Source organism: Neorhizobium turbinariae, assembly GCF_023223505.1.
GTDB lineage: Bacteria > Pseudomonadota > Alphaproteobacteria > Rhizobiales > Rhizobiaceae > Neorhizobium > Neorhizobium turbinariae.
Map to the genome: position 1 here is coordinate 86,174 of NZ_JALPRY010000018.1, position 17,111 is coordinate 103,284.

The window sequence follows — 17,111 nt, forward strand, 5'->3', positions numbered from 1 at the left end:
CGGCCCCGTTGCCTGCTGGCTTTTTCGTTTTTGCCAATACATCCGACCTTTAGAGATTTCTTGACGAAGGTGCCGGTTGTGGGCTTCCCTGATGGCGTGCGGCGTCCATTTACTCAACACCAACTTCGCGAAGCACGCACTGACGGAAAAGACGATGGATCTAGCCACGCCTGCCTCGCCTCTCAGCTTCCTCACCGGTGATGGTGAGGTCGCCCAGCGCATGCGCGACCTCGACTGGTCCACGTCGCCGCTTGGGGATCCAGAGGGCTGGCCGCAATCGCTCAGCCTGGTCGTCAGCCTGATGCTCTCGTCGAAGTTCCCGATGTTCGTGGCCTGGGGACCGCAACTCGGCTTCCTCTACAACGACGCCTATGCCGATATCCTTGGGTCCAAGCATCCGCAGGCGATCGGCCAGCCGTTCCAGGAGGTCTGGTCAGAGATCTGGACGGACATCCTGCCGTTGATCCAGGCGGCCATGTCCGGCAACGCCATCTACCGGCAGGACCTGCCGCTCCTCATGCTGCGCAGGGGGTTCGAGGAGCAGACCTGGTTCACCTTTTCCTATTCTCCCGTCAGGGACGAGAGCGGCCATGTGGCCGGCATGTTCTGCGCCTGCACGGAAACCACCGCCCGCGTGCTGGCAGAGCATGCGGTGATCGAGAGCGAAGCCCGCTTCCGCAACATGGCAGACCATGCCCCGGTGATGATGTGGGTCACCGATCCGAGTGGTCACTGCACCTATATCAACCGCGCCTGGCACGACTTCACCGGCCAGACGCAGGAGGATGCGCAAGGGTTCGGCTGGCTGGAAGCCACCCATCCGGAGGACAAGATCGAGGCTGAGCGCATCTTCCTTGAAGCCAATGCGACGCGCTCCCCGTTTCGCGCCGAATATCGCCTGCGCCGCCATGACGGAACCTATCGCTGGGCGCTCGATGCCGCCGCGCCCCGGTTCGACGACAACGGAGACTATCTCGGTTATGTCGGCTCTGTCATCGATATCGATGCCCGGCGTGAGGTGGAGGATCGGCAAAGGCGCAGCGAGGCGACGCTGCGGACCTTGACCAACGCGCTTCCGGCCTTCGTGTGGTTTGCGACCCCGGACGGCGAGACGCATTACTTCAACAACCGCTGGTATGAATATACCGGGCAGACGCGCGAAGAAGCCCTGCCCAACGGCTGGATCACCACGCTGCATCCAGATGACGTCGAGGAAACCGCGGCCCGTTGGACCGAAGCGCGTGAGCACGGAAAGACCTACGAAATCGAGGTGCGCTATCGCCGCGCCGACGGCGTTTATCGCTGGTATGTCGTGCGGGCGGAACCGCTCCGTGACAGCAGCGGCAGCGTAACAGGCTGGGTCGGCACCTCCATCGACATCCATGATCGCAAGGAGGCGGAAACAGCGCTGCGGGAGAGCGAGACGCAGTTCCGGATCATGGCAGATGCCGTGCCACAGATCATCTGGATTACAGATGCTGAAGGAAGGGCCGAGTTCTTCAATCGCCACTGGTATGTCTACACCGGATCGGAACCGACCGAGACAACCGCCAGTGCCGTTTCCGCCAGCCATGTTCACCCGGATGATGGCGAGGCGACCCTCGCGGCGTTTGATGCCGCGCGCGCCAACGGCACGACGTTCCTCGTCGAGCACCGGATACGCTCGGCCTCCGGAGCCTATCGCTGGTTTCTCGTGCGCGGCGAGCCTTACCGGGATCCGCAGTCTGGCGCGATCGTGCGCTGGTATGGTGCATCCGTCGATATCCACGACCGAAAGGTCGCCGAAGCAAAACTTCATGACCTGAACCAGACGCTGGAGCGGCGCATCGAAGCCGCGCTGCAGGAGCGCAAGCTACTGGCCGACATCGTCGAGGGCACGAATGCCTTCGTGCAGGTCCTGTCCGCCGACTACGAGTGGCTCGCGATCAACAGGGCTGCGGCCGACGAGTTCGAGCGCATCTATGGCAAGCGGCCGCAGGTCGGCATGAACATGCTCGAGCTTCTGGCCGATCATCCACAGAACCAGGCGACGGTCCGCAGGATCTGGGCACGGGCCTTGTCCGGTGAGGAGTTTACCGAGGTTGGGGAATTCGGTGATCCGGACCGTGACACGCGCTTCTACGAAATGAAGTTCAGTGCGCTGCGCGACGACTCGGGCGAACTCATTGCAGCCTACCAGTTCGTCTACGACGTAACGGAGCGGATGGAGGAGCAGGAGCGTCTGCGCAAAGCAGAAGAAGCGCTGCGGCAAAGCCAAAAGATGGAGGCGATGGGCCAGTTGACCGGCGGCGTCGCGCACGACTTCAACAACCTCCTGACGCCGATTGTCGGCAGTCTCGACATGCTGCAACGTCGTGGCGTTGGTGGCGAGCGTGAACAACGGCTGATTTCGGGTGCCATGCAATCTGCCGAGCGCGCCAAGACGCTGGTGCAGCGGCTGCTTGCCTTTGCACGCCGCCAGCCGCTGCAGGCGGTGCCGGTGGACATGGCGAAACTCATTCAGGACATGGGACAACTGGTGGCGAGCACCACCGGGCCGCAGATCAAGGTCGCGATCGACGTTTCAGAAGACCTGCCGCCCGCCAAGGCTGATCCGAACCAGCTGGAAATGGCACTGCTCAACCTGGCGGTCAACGCGCGTGACGCGATGCCGGAAGGTGGGACTTTGCGCATTTCGGCAAGCCAGGAGGTGGTGCGCGACGGGCCGCGGCCCGATCTGCAGCCGGGCAACTATATCCGCCTGTCCGTGGCAGATACCGGTTCCGGAATGGACCAGGCGACGCTTGCCCGGGCGATCGAGCCGTTCTTCTCCACCAAGGGCATCGGCAAGGGCACCGGGCTTGGGCTTTCAATGGTGCATGGTCTTGCCCAGCAGCTCGGCGGTGCGCTGAAGATCTCCAGCCGCCCGGGCTTTGGCACCAATGTCGAGCTATGGCTGCCGCAGAGCCTTGAAGCGGCCTCCCCCGCAACCGAGGCGCCAGAGGCCGTCGCATCGGTTCCCTCGCAAACCACCGCACTCCTTGTCGACGACGAGGAACTGGTGCGGCTCACAACGGCGGACATGTTGGCGGATCTTGGCTACAACGTCATCGAGGCAGCCTCTGCCGAGCAAGCGATCGCGATCCTGGACGGTGGCCAGCGGTTCGACGTGCTGGTGACGGACCACCTGATGCCGGGCATGACCGGCACGGATCTGGTCGAGATCGTCAAGGCGCGGCTGCCGGGCACGCCGTGCCTGATCGTGTCAGGCTATTCCGGCGACCAGGGCATCGAGCCGGGCCTGGCGCGCCTCACCAAGCCCTTCCGCAAGGACGAGCTCGCCAACATGTTGAACCAGTTGCAGGGCGCGGCTTCCGTCAAGTGACGCCGGGATTGCCCGATGGGCGCAATCCCGATCTACTCGAGCGATCTCAGTCCGTCAGCGCAACGGGAAGCGCGCGCTTGTGTCCGCTGGCACGGTAAGTCGACAGGATGCGATCCAGCGACTCCTTGCGGATCTCCCTGCCCTCCAGGAAGTCGTCAATCTCGTCATAGGTCACGCCGTAGACTTCTTCATCCGGCTTCAACGGTGCATCCGATTCCAGATCGGCGGTCGGTACCTTGAAAACGAGGTTGTCCGGAGCACCAAGATGCTTGGCCACCGCCCGCACCCGCCGCTTGTTCAGGCCCGACAGTGGAAGGATGTCCGCGGCACCATCGCCGAACTTCGTGTAGAAGCCCATCAGCGCTTCAGCGGCATGGTCGGTGCCGATGACAATGCCACGCATGCCGCCCGCCAAGGCATATTGAGCGATCATCCGCTGCCGCGCCTTGACGTTGCCAAGGTGGAAATGCAGGCGCGGTCCGGCGACGAGATCATCGACTTCCCGCCGGACCTCGGCCATCATCGCATCCGCCGCCGGCTGGATGTTGATCCGCACGGTCCGGTCCGGCTTGATGACATCGAGGCAAGCCTGAGCATCGGCCTCATCCGCCTGCTCGCCATAGGGCAGCCTGACGGCGACAAAGGTTGCGTCATAACCACCCGACCGCAGTTGCTCCACCGCTCTTTGCGCCAGCAGCCCTGCAGTCAGCGAGTCCACGCCGCCGCTGATGCCGAGCACGAAGCCCTTGGCGGATGATGCCTTCAGGTAGTTGGCAAGAAAGCTTGTGCGCCGCTCGGCTTCTTCCCCTGCATCGAACTGCGAGGTGACGCCGAGCGCTTCGATGATTTTCTGCTGTTCCTCCAACAAGAAGGCCTCCTTCATGATTCTGTCCGGTTCATCTAGACGTACGAGCAGGCGGTGAAGTTCCTTCTAACCACCTATCCGCCAACAGAAAAAGCCCGTTCTGCACGAGGCAGAACGGGCTTCCGTTGCATTCCTTGCCCCCTGTCTCAGGAGTAAGGCGAGTAGCACTGCTGGCGCGGGCCGTTGTACGGCTGGAACGTGTTGTCGTAGGCGCGATACGAACGGTAGCGCGAGTAGCACCAGTTCACATGTGCGCTGCCACCGCTAATGTAACGACGTGGCGCGACATAACGCGGTTCGGCATAACGGGGTGCCGCAAGGGCGCCTCCGATGATGGCGCCGGCTGCAAGGCCACCAATGATGGCGCCGGCACCGGGACCGCGCCGATAATGGCGGTGCCCATAGTGGCGGGGACGATAGTGGCCACGTCCGCCATGCCATCCACCACGACGGTGACGGTACTGGACCTGTTCAACATCCTTCGGTGCTTCCACCTTGAGTGGGCTAACAGACGGGAATGCCTGCGCTGGTACGATGCTGCTGAGCGCGGTCATCAAGGACAATGCGACGACGGCGAGTTTCTTTTTCATGAGTTCACCTCCACGAGCCTTGGTTAGGACGCGATAATCGTCTTCTCCGGCTGAACCTGAGGTGAATGTATTTGTCTTCTACTTGTTCCAGCCCGCCCTCAACTGGAGCGGCTATTCTTGCATCTTGGCGCTACAGCGTCAGCGCACCTGGTCCAGCAACCGCTTGCATTCCAGCAAGTCAAACAGCGCTTCCTGGAGCAGCGCCCTGTCTTCCTTGCCGACACTCGATTTCCCGATCGACACTTCCGGAACGTCATCGTCCTGCGAGGAGCCAAAGCCGAAGAAGCGGCCGCTTGGCTTCACCTTCGGGCGCCCAACGATTTGGTCCTCGTCCGGCGCAGGCGCCTTGGGCTCGACGTGTTTTTCATTGTTGGCCGCCATGATGGCTTCCATCGTGGCCATGTCGCCGGAGGCGATGGCCGCCACAAACTTGTTGCCGTTGGCCTTCAAAAGCTTCTGGACACCCTTGATCGTGTAGCCGTGGTCGTAAAGCAGGTGGCGGATGCCCTTCAGCAGATCCACGTCTTCCGGGCGGTAGTAGCGGCGCCCGCCGCCACGCTTCATGGGCTTGATCTGCGGAAATCTGGTTTCCCAAAAACGAAGCACGTGCTGGGGAAGGTCAAGGTCATCTGCGACCTCGCTAATTGTGCGAAAAGCATCCGGGCTCTTGTCCACGCGTCACTCTCCCAACACGAAACGGCCTCAACGGCAGAAGCCACTGTTCGTTTGATAAACGCGAATCGAGGCAATCTCAACGAGTTACGTCGGATGTTTGCAGTCTTTTCACCGGATGATGGCGCGAAGCACCTGCTCAGGCGACCGGGCTGACCGGCTTCTGCTTTGCCTTGCGGGACGTATGAGCCTTGAGTATCCGGCTCTTCAGAACGTTGGATGCCTTGAAGGTCATGACCTTGCGCGGGGAGATCGGAACCTCCTCGCCGGTCTTGGGGTTGCGGCCGATACGCTCGTTCTTGGCGCGCACCTGGAAGGTCGCGAACGACGAGAGCTTGACCACTTCGCCACGCACGATGGCGTTGCAGATTTCATCAATAACCGTCTCGACAAGCTCGGCCGACTCCGTCCGAGAAAGCCCGACCTTACGGAAAACCGATTCCGCCAAGTCTGCTCGTGTCACTGTCTTACCGGCCATGATCCCCGCCCAATTCTGAGATTGATCTTGTCGAAGCCGCTAGACAGTATTTTGCTTGGACGCAGGGGTCAAGCACCTGTGTCGTCTCGATTATTTCTCTTTTCGAGGAAGGTACGAATTTACCAGCGGATGAGAACGGCACCCCATGTGAAGCCACCGCCCATCGCTTCCAGCATCACCAGATCGCCCTTCTTGATTCGCCCGTCGGCGAGTGCAACGGACAAGGCGAGCGGTATGGATGCCGCCGACGTGTTGCCGTGAAGGTCGACCGTCACCACCACCTTTTCGGGCGGGATGCCGAGCTTCTTCGCAGATCCATCGATGATGCGGCGGTTGGCCTGGTGCGGCACGAGCCAGTCAAGATCCTCTGCCGTTGTCCCGGTCGCCTCGAATGCGGCTTCGATCACGTCGGTGATCATGCCGACTGCGTGTTTGAAGACCTCTCGGCCCTCCATGCGCAGGTGGCCGACAGTGCCGGTCGTGGACGGGCCGCCGTCGACGTAGAGCTTTTCCTTGTGCGAACCGTCGGAGCGCAGATGCGAGGTCAGGATACCGCGGTCCGCGACGGTCCCCTCGCCTTCGGCAGCTTCCAGGATCAGCGCGCCGGCGCCGTCGCCGAAGAGCACGCAGGTCGTGCGGTCCGTCCAGTCGAGGATGCGCGAGAAGGTTTCCGCACCAATGACGAGCACGCGCTTGGCCATGCCGCCGCGGATGTGCAGGTCGGCAGTCGCCATCGCATAAACGAAGCCGGAGCAGACGGCCTGCATATCGAAGGCGTAGCCATGCGTCATGCCGAGCCGGTTCTGGATATTCACCGCCGTGGCCGGAAATGTGTTGTCGGGTGTCGAGGTCGCCAGCAGAACGAGGTCGATGTCATCCGGCATCAGGCCGGCGTTGTCGAGCGCTGCGCGGGCCGCCTGTTCGCCAAGCGACGCCGTCGTCTCGTCGTCGCCGGCGATGTAACGCTGGCGGATGCCGGTGCGCTGGACAATCCACTCGTCGGAAGTGTCGACAAGCGTCTCCAGTTCCTTGTTCGTCATCACCCGCTTCGGGAGCGCTGCTCCATAACCGCGAACCACTGAACGGATCATATTCATTTTATCCTGTCGTCATGCCGTTTCCGGGCCAGCCAAGGGCTGACGACGGGCATGGTAAAGTGTCAGATCCTGCTGGATCTTTGCATTGAGGTCGTTGCGCGCCATGTCGTAGCCGACATCGATCGCAGCGGCGAAGCCATCGGCGTTGGTGCCGCCATGGCTCTTGATGACGATGCCATTCAGGCCAAGGAAAACGCCGCCGTTGACCTTGTTCGGATCCATTTTCTCCCGCAGCCGATCAAAGGCGCTCTTGGCGAGAAGATAACCAAGCTTGGCAAACAGCGTACGCGACATGGCCTCGCGCAGCAATGTCGCGATCTGCCGCGCGGTGCCTTCGGCGGCCTTCAGCGCGATATTGCCGGTGAAGCCTTCCGTCACCACGACATCGACCGTACCCTTGCCGATGTCATCGCCCTCGACAAAGCCGTGATAGGCAATGGTGGGCATGTTGGCATCACGGATCAGGCGGCCGGCTTCCTTGACCTCTTCCTGACCTTTCACTTCTTCAACACCAACATTGAGGAGGCCGACGGTCGGACGCTCGACTTCAAAAAGCGCGCGCGCCATGGCGCCGCCCATCAGCGCGAAATCCAGAAGCTGCTGAGCATCGGCGCCGATCGTGGCACCGATGTCGAGGACGATGCTTTCGCCCTTCAAGGTCGGCCAGATCCCGGCGATTGCAGGGCGTTCGATATTGGCCATGGTCCGAAGACAGAACTTCGCCATCGCCATCAGCGCACCGGTATTGCCGGCCGACACGGCCACGTCCGCTTCACCGAGCTTCACCGCCTCGATCGAACGCCACATCGTGGAGACATACCGACCGCGCCGCAGGGCAGCGCTCGGCTTTTCATCCATGGCCACGGCAAGTTCGCAATCATGGAACACGGACTTTTCGCGAAGTTTCGGATATTTGGCGAGCAGCGGTTCGCACTGGGCCTTCAGCCCGTAGATGAGGAAGGTTACGTCTGGATGGCGTTCCAAGGCCTTGGCGGCACCCGGAATCACGACTTCGGGACCGAAGTCGCCACCCATGGCGTCGAGAGAAATTCTGATCACGCGTCCCTGATCCTTAATCTTCGCCGAACGCATGCTCCGGAAGGCCATGCGCTAGTTTCTTGCGTCACAAACGGCCTAGCTCTTGCGTGGCTCTGCCGGCGAAATCGTGGCCAAAATATAGTTTTCGCTCCTGCTGACAACCGTGCTTAGTCTTTTTTCCAGTCTTTCAGCACCGCGAACGGGTTCGGCCGCTCCGCTTCGTCGTTCGGATCGCTCTCCAGGTGATCGGCGAACTCGACACCCGGCTTGCGCGGATAGGGATCGATTGCGAGTGCGGCGAATTCGGCGACCACTTCGCCGGCATCAATCGTGTCGCCTGCAAAGGTCTCCGGCAGGTCCGGACCTTCGGGATCAAGCACCATCTCGGCCGCTTCGTTGCTGACGATGCGGGCGAGCTTCGAACCTTCCGGCACGAAGATCTGCTCGAGGTCTTCCTCAATTCTAGACTCGACCGGATCCATCGTCACCACGCACGCCTGGACGATCGATGCTTCGACGCGGCCCTTCAGGCGGACGCCGTCCTTCTTCCAGCGCACGACCTGCAGCTCAGCTTTGAGCGAATCGACCGCTTCCACCTGCCACAGCTTCGCCAGCCCCTGGCGCTCGCGCTCATCGGCTTCCAGCCGCACGGTAATCGGATTGGCCGAAACGTGGCCGACTTTCACAGGGTAGGAGAACGGAGGCTTTTCCTTCCGCACATGTTCATTCTTCACGACACATACCTTTCTGGCGCGGGCGCCGCCGGATCTAGGAGAACCGCCTGTCCGGTGGAGATCTCGTCTTCGGAAATCGTGGCAAGCGCCGCTTCCGCACGGATCATCCAGCCGGCGAGTTCCCGCATCTCGGGCGCATCATCCGCATTCGGATAGATATTGCGCCTCAGCGCTCCCGCAAGCTCCGCCTCGTTCTTGTTCTCCAACGCCGCCGCATAGGTTTCCAGCCGGCCATAGAACATGCCGGCGAGCTTCTTCATGCGTTTCGGCACGCCCTGGTCACCGATACCCAGTTCGCGGATCGAGTGATCGATGTCCTGGAAGAAGGCGTCGACGATTTCCTGGGCCAGTTCCTGGCCGCTGACCGGCGATTTCGCCGTCCTGCGGAAGAACAGGATCATCACGATCGACAGCATCTCGAACCGGCCCATGACCGTGTCCGGCACATGCAGGTCGCTGTAGAAGAACGGGATGCGCGCCGTCTCGGTCAGGGTCGCATATTGCCGGTTGATGATCGCCTGGTTGCGGTTCTTCTTCTTGAAAAGGCCGAATATCATCTCGATTCCTGCTGTATGTCTCCACGAATGTCCGGCCAAGCGCCCGGCCGATGTTGCATGGAAACGAAAGCTGGTTTACCGAAGCAGGCACGAAAAGCAATGCCGTTCCGCCAGACCAGCGAACGGGGTCGAGGATTTTCGCGACCGTGAAGAGCGGCTGCGGACAGTCTCACGTCCCTGAATAGCCACAATGGTAAGGTTCAGCAGGGGCCAGTTGAGTTTGGGGGACACCGTTGAGCAAGCGGGTTTTCGGATACGAAATGACATTCTTGAGCAAAGCGGCCCTGGCCACGGTAATCGCAACCGCCGGACTGACCGGCTGCACGTCGATGCAGATCGGTGACACCCTCTATAACGGCTATGTCGTTGACGAGCAGTCGCTGAAGCTGATCCCGGAAGGATCGAGCCGCGAGCAGGTGCTGCTGACGATGGGCACGCCGTCCACGACGGCCACCTTCGATTCCGAGGTCTTCTATTACATCTCGCAGAAGCGCCAGCGCGCATTCGCCGCCATGAAGCCGCGCCTCGTCGAACAGACGGTTCTTGCCATCTACTTCGACAAGGATGGCGTGGTCGCTCGCCGCGCAAACTACACGCTGCAGGACGGCAAGGTCTTCGATACGATTTCCCGTACGACCCCGACCGGCGGCCGCGACCTCACCTTCCTGCAGCAGTTGCTGTCGGGCGGCACGGGTGCAGCAAGCAGCGGCGCGGCAGCCGCGCGCAGCATCCTTGGTGGCTTCGGCGGCAACTAAGCCAAGCACGCCCGCTTATCAGAATCAGAAAGCCCGCGAGGAGCGATCCTCGCGGGCTTTTTCGTTATCCCCGATGATCAGCCGGCCAGGATGGCAAGCAGCAGCAGGGCCACGATATTGGTGATCTTGATCGCCGGGTTGACGGCAGGGCCCGCCGTATCCTTGTACGGGTCGCCGACGGTGTCGCCGGTCACGGATGCCTTGTGCGCGTCCGAGCCCTTCAAATGCTTCTGGCCGTCCTTGTCGATGAAGCCGTCCTCGAAGCTCTTCTTGGCGTTGTCCCATGCGCCACCGCCCGAGGTCATCGAGATCGCCACGAACAGGCCGTTGACGATGACGCCGAGCAACGAGGCACCAAGCGCCGCGAAGGCAGAGGCCTTGTCTCCGCCGGAGATGATGAGCACGCCGAAGTAGACAACAATCGGCGCCAGAACCGGCAGCAGCGACGGCACGATCATTTCGCGGATCGCCGCCTTGGTCAGAATATCGACGGCGCGGCCATAGTCCGGACGTTCCCTGCCCTCCATGATGCCCGGCTTCTCGCGGAACTGCTTGCGCACCTCTTCCACGATGGAGCCTGCCGCACGGCCAACGGCGGTCATGGCAATGCCGCCGAAGAGGTACGGGATAAGGCCGCCGAAGATCAGGCCGGCGACGACATAAGGATTGGCAAGGCTGAAGGAGATTTCCCCGACACCTTCGAAATACGGATATTGCTCGGCGTTCGCCGCAAAATACTGCAGGTCGTTGGAATAGGCGGCAAACAGGACAAGGGCGCCGAGGCCGGCCGAGCCGATCGCATAACCCTTGGTGACGGCCTTGGTCGTGTTACCCACCGCATCCAGTGCGTCGGTCGACTTGCGGACCTCCGGCGGAAGGTTCGACATTTCGGCGATACCGCCGGCGTTGTCGGTGACCGGGCCGAAGGCATCGAGCGCAACGATCATCCCGGCAAGACCCAGCATGGCCGTAACCGCGATCCCGGTGCCAAAAAGGCCGCCGAGCTGGTAGGTGGCAATGATGCCGCCAACGATGACGATTGCCGGCAGCGCCGTCGATTCTAGCGAAACCGCAAGGCCCTGGATGACGTTGGTGCCATGGCCTGTGACAGAGGCCTGGGCGATCGAGACGACCGGGCGCTTGCCAGTGCCGGTGTAGTATTCGGTGATCACCACGATCAGCGCCGTCACCAGCAGGCCCAGCAGGCCGCAGATGAAGAGGTTGGTGCCGGTGATGTCCATCCCGGCAACCGTGCCGATCGAACCCCATCCGGTCGTCAGTGCCGTTGCGCCGGCAAGGCCGACGACCGACAACAGGCCGGTGACGATCAGGCCCTTGTAGAGCGCTCCCATGATCGAGCCATTGGAGCCCAGCTTGACGAAGAAGGTACCGATGATCGAGGTGACGATGCAGGCGCCGCAGATGGCAAGCGGATAGAGCATCGCGGTCTCGAGCGTCGGTGTGCCGGCGAAGAAGATAGCGGCCAGAACCATGGTCGCGACCACCGAGACGGCATAGGTCTCGAACAGGTCGGCGGCCATGCCGGCGCAGTCACCGACATTGTCGCCCACGTTGTCGGCGATCGTGGCCGGGTTGCGCGGGTCGTCTTCCGGAATACCGGCTTCCACCTTGCCGACGAGGTCGCCGCCGACGTCTGCACCCTTGGTGAAGATACCGCCGCCGAGACGGGCGAAGATCGAGATGAGCGAGGCGCCGAAGCCGAGAGCGACAAGCGCATCAATGACTTCGCGCGAGCCGCTGGGATGACCGAGGCCCGAGGTCAGGATCCAGTAGTAGATCGATACGCCCAGAAGCGCGAGGCCCGCCACCAGCATGCCGGTGATGGCACCGGACTTGAATGCGATGTCGAGACCCGCGGCGAGACTCTGCGAGGCTGCCTGCGCGGTGCGCACATTGGCCCGAACCGAGACGTGCATCCCTATGAAACCGGCGGCGCCGGACAGAACGGCACCGATGATGAAACCGATCGCGGCCGTGCCGGACAACAGCAGCCAGGCCAGGATGGCGACCACCACGCCGACGATGGCAATCGTCATGTACTGGCGCGTCAGGTAGGCCTGTGCCCCTTCACGAACATAGCCGGCAATTTCCTGCATGCGTGCATTGCCTTGGTCGGCAGCCAAAACGGAACGCGTCGCCCAAGCGGCATAGATGATCGATAGCAGTCCGCATACGACCACACCCAATATTACGGTCATTCGCTTTTTCCTCTCCCTCAAGCGCCAGACGGCCCATGCCCTCCGGCATGCCGTTGCGACGCTCCCCACTCGACGGAGGAAAAGGATTGCCGCAACACTTCACGATGCGCATTCCCGCGTGAAGGCCGAATCCCCTCCCAAGGCGCCACATGGCCCTTCACGCAGCGCGAGATTGCGGTGGAGATGAGGTTGCGTCAAGCCCTAGAGGCGTACGCTTACGTGCTTGCGGGGGAACGCTTCTTGAGAGCGAGGGCAAGAAGGAGCGCCAGGCAGACGATCGTGACCGGCCAGATCACCAGATTGATGAAGGACCAGCCCCAGGTGACGAACACCTTGCCCGAGGAGAACGAGGACAGAGCGACCGTACCGAACAGGATGATGTCATGGAAGCCCTGCACCTTGTCGGCTTCGTGCGGGCGGTAGCTCGAGGCGACGATGGAGGTCGAGCCAATGAAGCCGAAGTTCCAGCCGATGCCGAGGAGAACCAGCGCACCCCAGAAGTTCCAGAGTTCGACGCCCATATGCGCGACGACCGCACAGGCCATCATGATGAAGAGGCCGGCGGCGACGATGCGCTCGGCGCCGAAACGGGTGATCAGCGCTCCGGTGAAGAAGCTCGGGCCGAACATGGCAAGCACGTGCCACTGGATGCCAAGCGCGGCCATCTCGGTCGGGAAACCGCAGCCGATGACCATGGCGAGCGGCGCGCCGGTCATCACGAAGGTCATCAGCGCATAGGTGCCGATGCCGCAGATCATGCCCGTCATGAAGCGTTGCGTGAGCACGATCTCCTTGAGCGGGCGGGCCGGCAGCGAGGTGCCACCGGTACTGGCACTTCCGGTGTTCGGCAGGCGCAGGAAGGCGAGAAGGATGAGCGGCAGAAGGCACAGCGGAATGATCGCGAGGAACGTGCCGGCGAAGGTGACGGGCGCCAGCAGGTCCTTGGCAAAGATCACAACCTGTGGGCCAAGCACGGCCGAGACAATGCCGGCGCCGAGGATCCAGGAGATTGCCCGCGGCTTGTAGTGGCTCGGCGAGGCATCGGCTGCAGCAAAACGGATTTTCTGCGTGAAGCCGGCGCAGGTGCCGATCAAGAGAAGTGCGACCGCAAACATCCAGAAGTCGCCGCGAAAGAGCGCGATGGTTGCGAGCGCGCCACCCATGGCACCGATCAGGCAGCCCAGCATGAAGGCGCTGCGCCGTCCAAGCGACCGTGAAAGAATGGCGATGAGAACGGCGCCACAGGCGGTGCCGACGTTGAAGCCGGTGATGGGCGCGGTTGCCAGCGTCTTGTCGTCGGCAAGGAGCTGGTAGCCTGCAAGCGACCCGCTCGAGATGGCGATCGGTGCGGCCGAGCCAAGCACCGCCTGCACGGCAGCGAGCAGCATGACGCTGCGTCGGGCGCTTCGCATCTGCGTTTGAAGAGCCTGCTGCCCAGCGTCCATGCTCATGACCTCGATTTATTTCTTCGCGTCGCCGCGTACTTCTTTTGCGATACGGTCCAGCACGGCATTGACGATGCGCGGCTCGTCTTCTTCGAAGAAGGCACGGGCAATCTCGACATATTCCGTGACGATGACGGCAATCGGCACATCCTTGCGCTCAAGGATCTCGAAGGTGCCGGCGCGCAGGATTGCGCGAAGGGTCGAATCGAGGCGCGACAGCGGCCAGTCTTCCTGGAGCGAGGAGCGGATGATCGGGTCGATCTTCAACTGGTCACGGACGACGCCCGACACGATCGAGCGGAACCAGGACGGATCCGCCTTCAGGTAGGTATCGCCGTCCAATTCCTGGCCAAGGCGATGCGCCTCGTATTCGGCGACGACTTCCAGCACGCCGGTACCACCGACATCCATCTGGTAAAGCGCCTGCACGGCCGCGAGCCGCGCAGCACCTCGCTGGTTGGCCGGCTTTACCGTGTGCTCGCCTTCTTTAGTCATTGGATCAACCACCGTTCAGCTTGTCACGCAGCGCAATCATCGTCAGCGCTGCGCGTGCGGCAAAGCCGCCTTTGTCCTTGTCCGAGCGGCGGGCGCGTGCCCAAGCCTGCTCGTCGTTTTCCACGGTCAGGATGCCGTTTCCAATCGCAAGCGATTCGGACACGGCAAGATCCATCAGTGCGCGCGAGGATTCGTTGGAAACGATATCGAAATGGTAGGTCTCGCCGCGGATCACCATGCCGAGTGCCACGAAGCCATCGTATTCGGTGCCGCCCTCTTCGGCCGCATCGAGCGCCATGGCGATTGCCGGCGGAACTTCGAGCGCACCGGGAACGGTCACGACATCATAGGTCGCGCCTGCTTCCTTGAGCGCATGCGTTGCGCCGTCGAGCAGCGCGTCGGCCATGTCGTCGTAAAAACGTGCCTCGACGATGAGGATATGGGGTGCGGCTCCGCGGGGCATGTGTCACCTTTTTCCAATCGGCCGCTTCAAGCTGGACCGGATTTTACGGGATTTGGCAGGCCGCGGTCAAAACACGCTCGCACGCGATTGGCAAGCAAATTTAGCGGATCCCTGAAATGCACGGGCAGAATAGGTCGTGAGTAACGACCTGCTCAAGCCTTGGCCGGAAACTCCGCCAGGCGGGCGGCATACCGCGCCATGGTATCCACCTCGAAGTTGACGAAATCACCAGGCTTGCGGTCACCCCATGTCGTGACGCCCAGCGTGTGGCGGATCAGCAGCACGTCAAAATCCGTGCCATTGACGGCGTTGACCGTGAGCGACGTGCCGTCGAGCGCAACCGAGCCCTTCGGGGCAACGAAACGCGCCAGATGCTCCGGCGCGCGCAGGCGCACGCGAACCGCCTCGCCCTCCGGCTCGATCGACAGGATCTCCGCCTTGTCGTCAACGTGGCCGGAAACGATATGGCCGCCGAGTTCGTCGCCGATCTTCAGCGCCCGTTCGAGGTTCACTCGAGTGCCTTCGGTCCAGCTTGCGATGGTGGTGAGGCGAAGCGCCTCTTCCCAGGCCTCGACCTCGAACCAGCGTTCGTTGCTGCCTTCTTCCGGAAGCTTGGTGACCGTCAGGCAGACGCCGGCATGGGAGATCGAAGCACCAAGATCGATGGTCTTCGGGTCATAACTTGTCGCGATCCGCAGACGCACGCCTTCATCCATCGGCGTCTTTGCCGCAACTGTTCCTACGTCGGTTACGATCCCGGTAAACATCAAGATGATCTTTCATATTCGAAAAGGCGGTCGCGGCCGAGTTCACTCGACCGGATCAGCGTGAATTCTCGCGGCATATCGGATGCCGTCACAGGCGATTCAAGACCGCCCACGCCGACGGTCACGACGCCTTCGGACAGGATGATGCGGTCGACCAGGCCGGCATCCAGAAAAGCCCTGGCAACGACGGCGCCGCCCTCCACCATCAGCGACGACAGGCCGCGCTCCGCCAGCGTCCGCAGCAGGGAGGCAAGGTCTCGGCAGTGGACGATCTCGACGCCCGCCTCGCGCAACTGCTCGCGCTTCTCGGCCAGTGTCTCGTCGGATGCAGCCTGTTCGCCAACCAACACAATCACTGGCACTTGCCGCGCCGTCTGGACAAGTTTTGAAGTCACGGGGATCTGCAGCTTGCGATCCATGACGATGCGGATCGGCGACCGATCCTCCAGGCCCGGAATACGTACTGTCAGTTCGGGATCATCTGAAAGCACAGTACCGATGCCGACGAGGATGGCGTCGGATTCTGCCCGCAGCCGAAAGACCGCTTGCTTCACCTCCGGACCGGTGATCGTCACTTCCTCGCCGCGGCGGCCGAGCATCCCGTCTGCGGAAACCGCAAGCTTCAGAGTCACATGCGGGCGGTTCTTTGTCTGGCGCGTGAGGTACCCCGCAAGCGCGCGCCGCCCCTCTTCCTGCATCAACCCCTGCTCGACCGATATCCCGGCATCACGCAGGATCGACAGGCCGCGACCAGCCACACGCGGATCGGGATCGGTGAGACAGACAACAACGCGCGCGACTTTCGCAGCGACAAGAGCGTTAGCGCAAGGCGGCGTATGGCCGTAGTGGGAACAGGGTTCGAGCGTCACATAGACGTCCGCACCTTCCGCCCGGGCACCCGCGATCTCGAGCGCCTGCGTCTCGGCATGCGGACGACCGCCCACCGCAGTGACGGCTTCGCCGACGATCTCACCATTCCTGACGACAACGCAGCCGACGGAGGGGTTGGTGCCGGTCAGCCCCAGATGCTGGCGCGACAATTCGAGCGCGCGAGCCATGAAGGCCCCGTCATTGCCGCCGCCCGCCATGGTCTCAGCCCTCGATGCCGGGATCACGTGCGATCTTGGCATTGATCTCCTGGATCACCTTCTCGAAATCTTCCGCATGCGAGAAATCGCGGTAAACCGAGGCGTAACGAACGAAAGCCACGTCATCGAGGCTCTTCAGCGCTTCGAGCACCTGCAGGCCGATCTCTTCCGATGAGATCTCGTTCTCGCCGGAGCTTTCGAGCCGGCGCACGATGCCGGACACCGCGCGTTCGATCCGGTCGTTGTCGACCGGCCGCTTGCGCAACGCGATCTGGAAGGACCGCACCAGCTTGTTCCGGTCGAAAGGCACCTTCCGGCCGGTCTTCTTGGTGACCATCAGTTCGCGCAGCTGGACGCGTTCGAAGGTGGTGAAGCGGCCGCCGCAATCCGGGCAGATGCGACGGCGCCGGATGGAGGTGTAATCCTCCGCCGGACGCGAGTCCTTCACCTGCGTATCTTCAGAACCGCAATACGGGCAGCGCAT

At 62.1% G+C, this 17,111-nt stretch carries 17 protein-coding genes; 2 read left to right on the forward strand and 15 right to left on the reverse strand.

Annotated elements, in window-relative coordinates:
• Positions 1-154: 154 nt before the first annotated feature.
• Positions 155-3,364, forward strand: a complete 3,210-nt coding sequence (locus M0654_RS16350) for a PAS domain S-box protein (protein ID WP_248684024.1) — start codon at positions 155-157, stop codon at positions 3,362-3,364.
• 46 nt (positions 3,365-3,410) lie between these two features.
• Here M0654_RS16350 and nadE read toward each other — a convergent pair whose 3' ends face one another.
• The 8 genes from nadE to M0654_RS16390 form a co-directional block, all read right to left on the reverse strand.
• The gene (gene nadE / locus M0654_RS16355) at positions 3,411-4,247 is read right to left on the reverse strand and encodes an ammonia-dependent NAD(+) synthetase (protein ID WP_248684025.1); all 837 of its coding nucleotides are present in this window, start codon (positions 4,245-4,247) and stop codon (positions 3,411-3,413) included.
• Positions 4,248-4,375: 128 nt separating this feature from the next.
• Entirely contained in the window at positions 4,376-4,819 is a 444-nt protein-coding gene (locus M0654_RS16360) for a BA14K family protein (RefSeq protein WP_118849218.1), read from the reverse strand.
• A gap of 138 nt (positions 4,820-4,957) precedes the next feature.
• Positions 4,958-5,494 carry a MerR family transcriptional regulator gene (locus M0654_RS16365; protein ID WP_118849216.1) on the reverse strand — a complete coding sequence of 179 codons (537 nt, stop codon included), beginning with the start codon at positions 5,492-5,494 and terminating at the stop codon, positions 4,958-4,960.
• 136 nt (positions 5,495-5,630) lie between these two features.
• Positions 5,631-5,969 carry an integration host factor subunit alpha gene (locus tag M0654_RS16370; protein WP_118849215.1) on the reverse strand — a complete coding sequence of 113 codons (339 nt, stop codon included), beginning with the start codon at positions 5,967-5,969 and terminating at the stop codon, positions 5,631-5,633.
• 119 nt (positions 5,970-6,088) lie between these two features.
• Positions 6,089-7,060, reverse strand: a complete 972-nt coding sequence (locus M0654_RS16375) for a beta-ketoacyl-ACP synthase III (protein WP_248684026.1) — start codon at positions 7,058-7,060, stop codon at positions 6,089-6,091.
• 18 nt (positions 7,061-7,078) lie between these two features.
• Positions 7,079-8,125: a phosphate acyltransferase PlsX gene (gene plsX, locus M0654_RS16380; RefSeq protein WP_118851490.1), complete on the reverse strand. Its 1,047-nt coding sequence runs from the start codon at positions 8,123-8,125 to the stop codon at positions 7,079-7,081.
• A gap of 146 nt (positions 8,126-8,271) precedes the next feature.
• Positions 8,272-8,838: a YceD family protein gene (locus tag M0654_RS16385; RefSeq protein ID WP_118849213.1), complete on the reverse strand. Its 567-nt coding sequence runs from the start codon at positions 8,836-8,838 to the stop codon at positions 8,272-8,274.
• Positions 8,835-9,395 (reverse strand): ubiquinol-cytochrome C chaperone family protein, encoded by a 561-nt coding sequence (locus M0654_RS16390; RefSeq protein ID WP_248684027.1) that lies wholly within the window; start codon positions 9,393-9,395, stop codon positions 8,835-8,837. Before M0654_RS16390 ends, M0654_RS16385 begins: the two co-directional genes overlap by 4 nt.
• A gap of 260 nt (positions 9,396-9,655) precedes the next feature.
• Between M0654_RS16390 and M0654_RS16395 the strand changes: the two genes are divergently transcribed.
• Complete coding sequence (locus M0654_RS16395; RefSeq protein ID WP_248684028.1) at positions 9,656-10,150, forward strand: outer membrane protein assembly factor BamE; 495 nt, start codon at positions 9,656-9,658, stop codon at positions 10,148-10,150.
• Between the two features lie 77 nt (positions 10,151-10,227).
• Here the strand turns inward: M0654_RS16395 and M0654_RS16400 are convergent, their stop codons facing one another.
• From M0654_RS16400 to nrdR, 7 genes are all read right to left on the reverse strand, one after another.
• Positions 10,228-12,369: a sodium-translocating pyrophosphatase gene (locus tag M0654_RS16400; RefSeq protein WP_248684029.1), complete on the reverse strand. Its 2,142-nt coding sequence runs from the start codon at positions 12,367-12,369 to the stop codon at positions 10,228-10,230.
• A gap of 215 nt (positions 12,370-12,584) precedes the next feature.
• Positions 12,585-13,814: an MFS transporter gene (locus M0654_RS16405; RefSeq protein WP_390920616.1), complete on the reverse strand. Its 1,230-nt coding sequence runs from the start codon at positions 13,812-13,814 to the stop codon at positions 12,585-12,587.
• Positions 13,815-13,829: 15 nt separating this feature from the next.
• Positions 13,830-14,309, reverse strand: a complete 480-nt coding sequence (gene nusB, locus M0654_RS16410; protein ID WP_118849208.1) for a transcription antitermination factor NusB — start codon at positions 14,307-14,309, stop codon at positions 13,830-13,832.
• 4 nt (positions 14,310-14,313) lie between these two features.
• Positions 14,314-14,772 carry a 6,7-dimethyl-8-ribityllumazine synthase gene (gene ribH / locus M0654_RS16415; protein ID WP_248684030.1) on the reverse strand — a complete coding sequence of 153 codons (459 nt, stop codon included), beginning with the start codon at positions 14,770-14,772 and terminating at the stop codon, positions 14,314-14,316.
• 152 nt (positions 14,773-14,924) lie between these two features.
• Entirely contained in the window at positions 14,925-15,539 is a 615-nt protein-coding gene (locus tag M0654_RS16420; RefSeq protein ID WP_248684031.1) for a riboflavin synthase, read from the reverse strand.
• Entirely contained in the window at positions 15,539-16,627 is a 1,089-nt protein-coding gene (ribD, locus tag M0654_RS16425; RefSeq protein ID WP_248684135.1) for a bifunctional diaminohydroxyphosphoribosylaminopyrimidine deaminase/5-amino-6-(5-phosphoribosylamino)uracil reductase RibD, read from the reverse strand. Before ribD ends, M0654_RS16420 begins: the two co-directional genes overlap by 1 nt.
• A gap of 4 nt (positions 16,628-16,631) precedes the next feature.
• The gene (gene nrdR, locus M0654_RS16430) at positions 16,632-17,111 is read right to left on the reverse strand and encodes a transcriptional regulator NrdR (protein ID WP_118849204.1); all 480 of its coding nucleotides are present in this window, start codon (positions 17,109-17,111) and stop codon (positions 16,632-16,634) included.

Bases quoted from the DNA above. Each gene is read 5' to 3' on its own strand.
- nrdR (WP_118849204.1), bottom strand. From the start codon at position 17,111: ATGCGCTGCCCGTATTGCGGTTCTGAAGATACGCAGGTGAAGGACTCG.
- M0654_RS16395 (WP_248684028.1), top strand. From the start codon at position 9,656: ATGACATTCTTGAGCAAAGCGGCCCTGGCCACGGTAATCGCAACCGCC.
- M0654_RS16390 (WP_248684027.1), bottom strand. From the start codon at position 9,395: ATGATATTCGGCCTTTTCAAGAAGAAGAACCGCAACCAGGCGATCATC.
- M0654_RS16370 (WP_118849215.1), bottom strand. From the start codon at position 5,969: ATGGCCGGTAAGACAGTGACACGAGCAGACTTGGCGGAATCGGTTTTC.
- M0654_RS16405 (WP_390920616.1), bottom strand. From the start codon at position 13,814: ATGGACGCTGGGCAGCAGGCTCTTCAAACGCAGATGCGAAGCGCCCGA.
- M0654_RS16400 (WP_248684029.1), bottom strand. From the start codon at position 12,369: ATGACCGTAATATTGGGTGTGGTCGTATGCGGACTGCTATCGATCATC.
- M0654_RS16375 (WP_248684026.1), bottom strand. From the start codon at position 7,060: ATGATCCGTTCAGTGGTTCGCGGTTATGGAGCAGCGCTCCCGAAGCGG.
- ribD (WP_248684135.1), bottom strand. From the start codon at position 16,627: ATGGCGGGCGGCGGCAATGACGGGGCCTTCATGGCTCGCGCGCTCGAA.
- nusB (WP_118849208.1), bottom strand. From the start codon at position 14,309: ATGACTAAAGAAGGCGAGCACACGGTAAAGCCGGCCAACCAGCGAGGT.
- M0654_RS16360 (WP_118849218.1), bottom strand. From the start codon at position 4,819: ATGAAAAAGAAACTCGCCGTCGTCGCATTGTCCTTGATGACCGCGCTC.
- M0654_RS16420 (WP_248684031.1), bottom strand. From the start codon at position 15,539: ATGTTTACCGGGATCGTAACCGACGTAGGAACAGTTGCGGCAAAGACG.
- nadE (WP_248684025.1), bottom strand. From the start codon at position 4,247: ATGAAGGAGGCCTTCTTGTTGGAGGAACAGCAGAAAATCATCGAAGCG.
- ribH (WP_248684030.1), bottom strand. From the start codon at position 14,772: ATGCCCCGCGGAGCCGCACCCCATATCCTCATCGTCGAGGCACGTTTT.
- M0654_RS16350 (WP_248684024.1), top strand. From the start codon at position 155: ATGGATCTAGCCACGCCTGCCTCGCCTCTCAGCTTCCTCACCGGTGAT.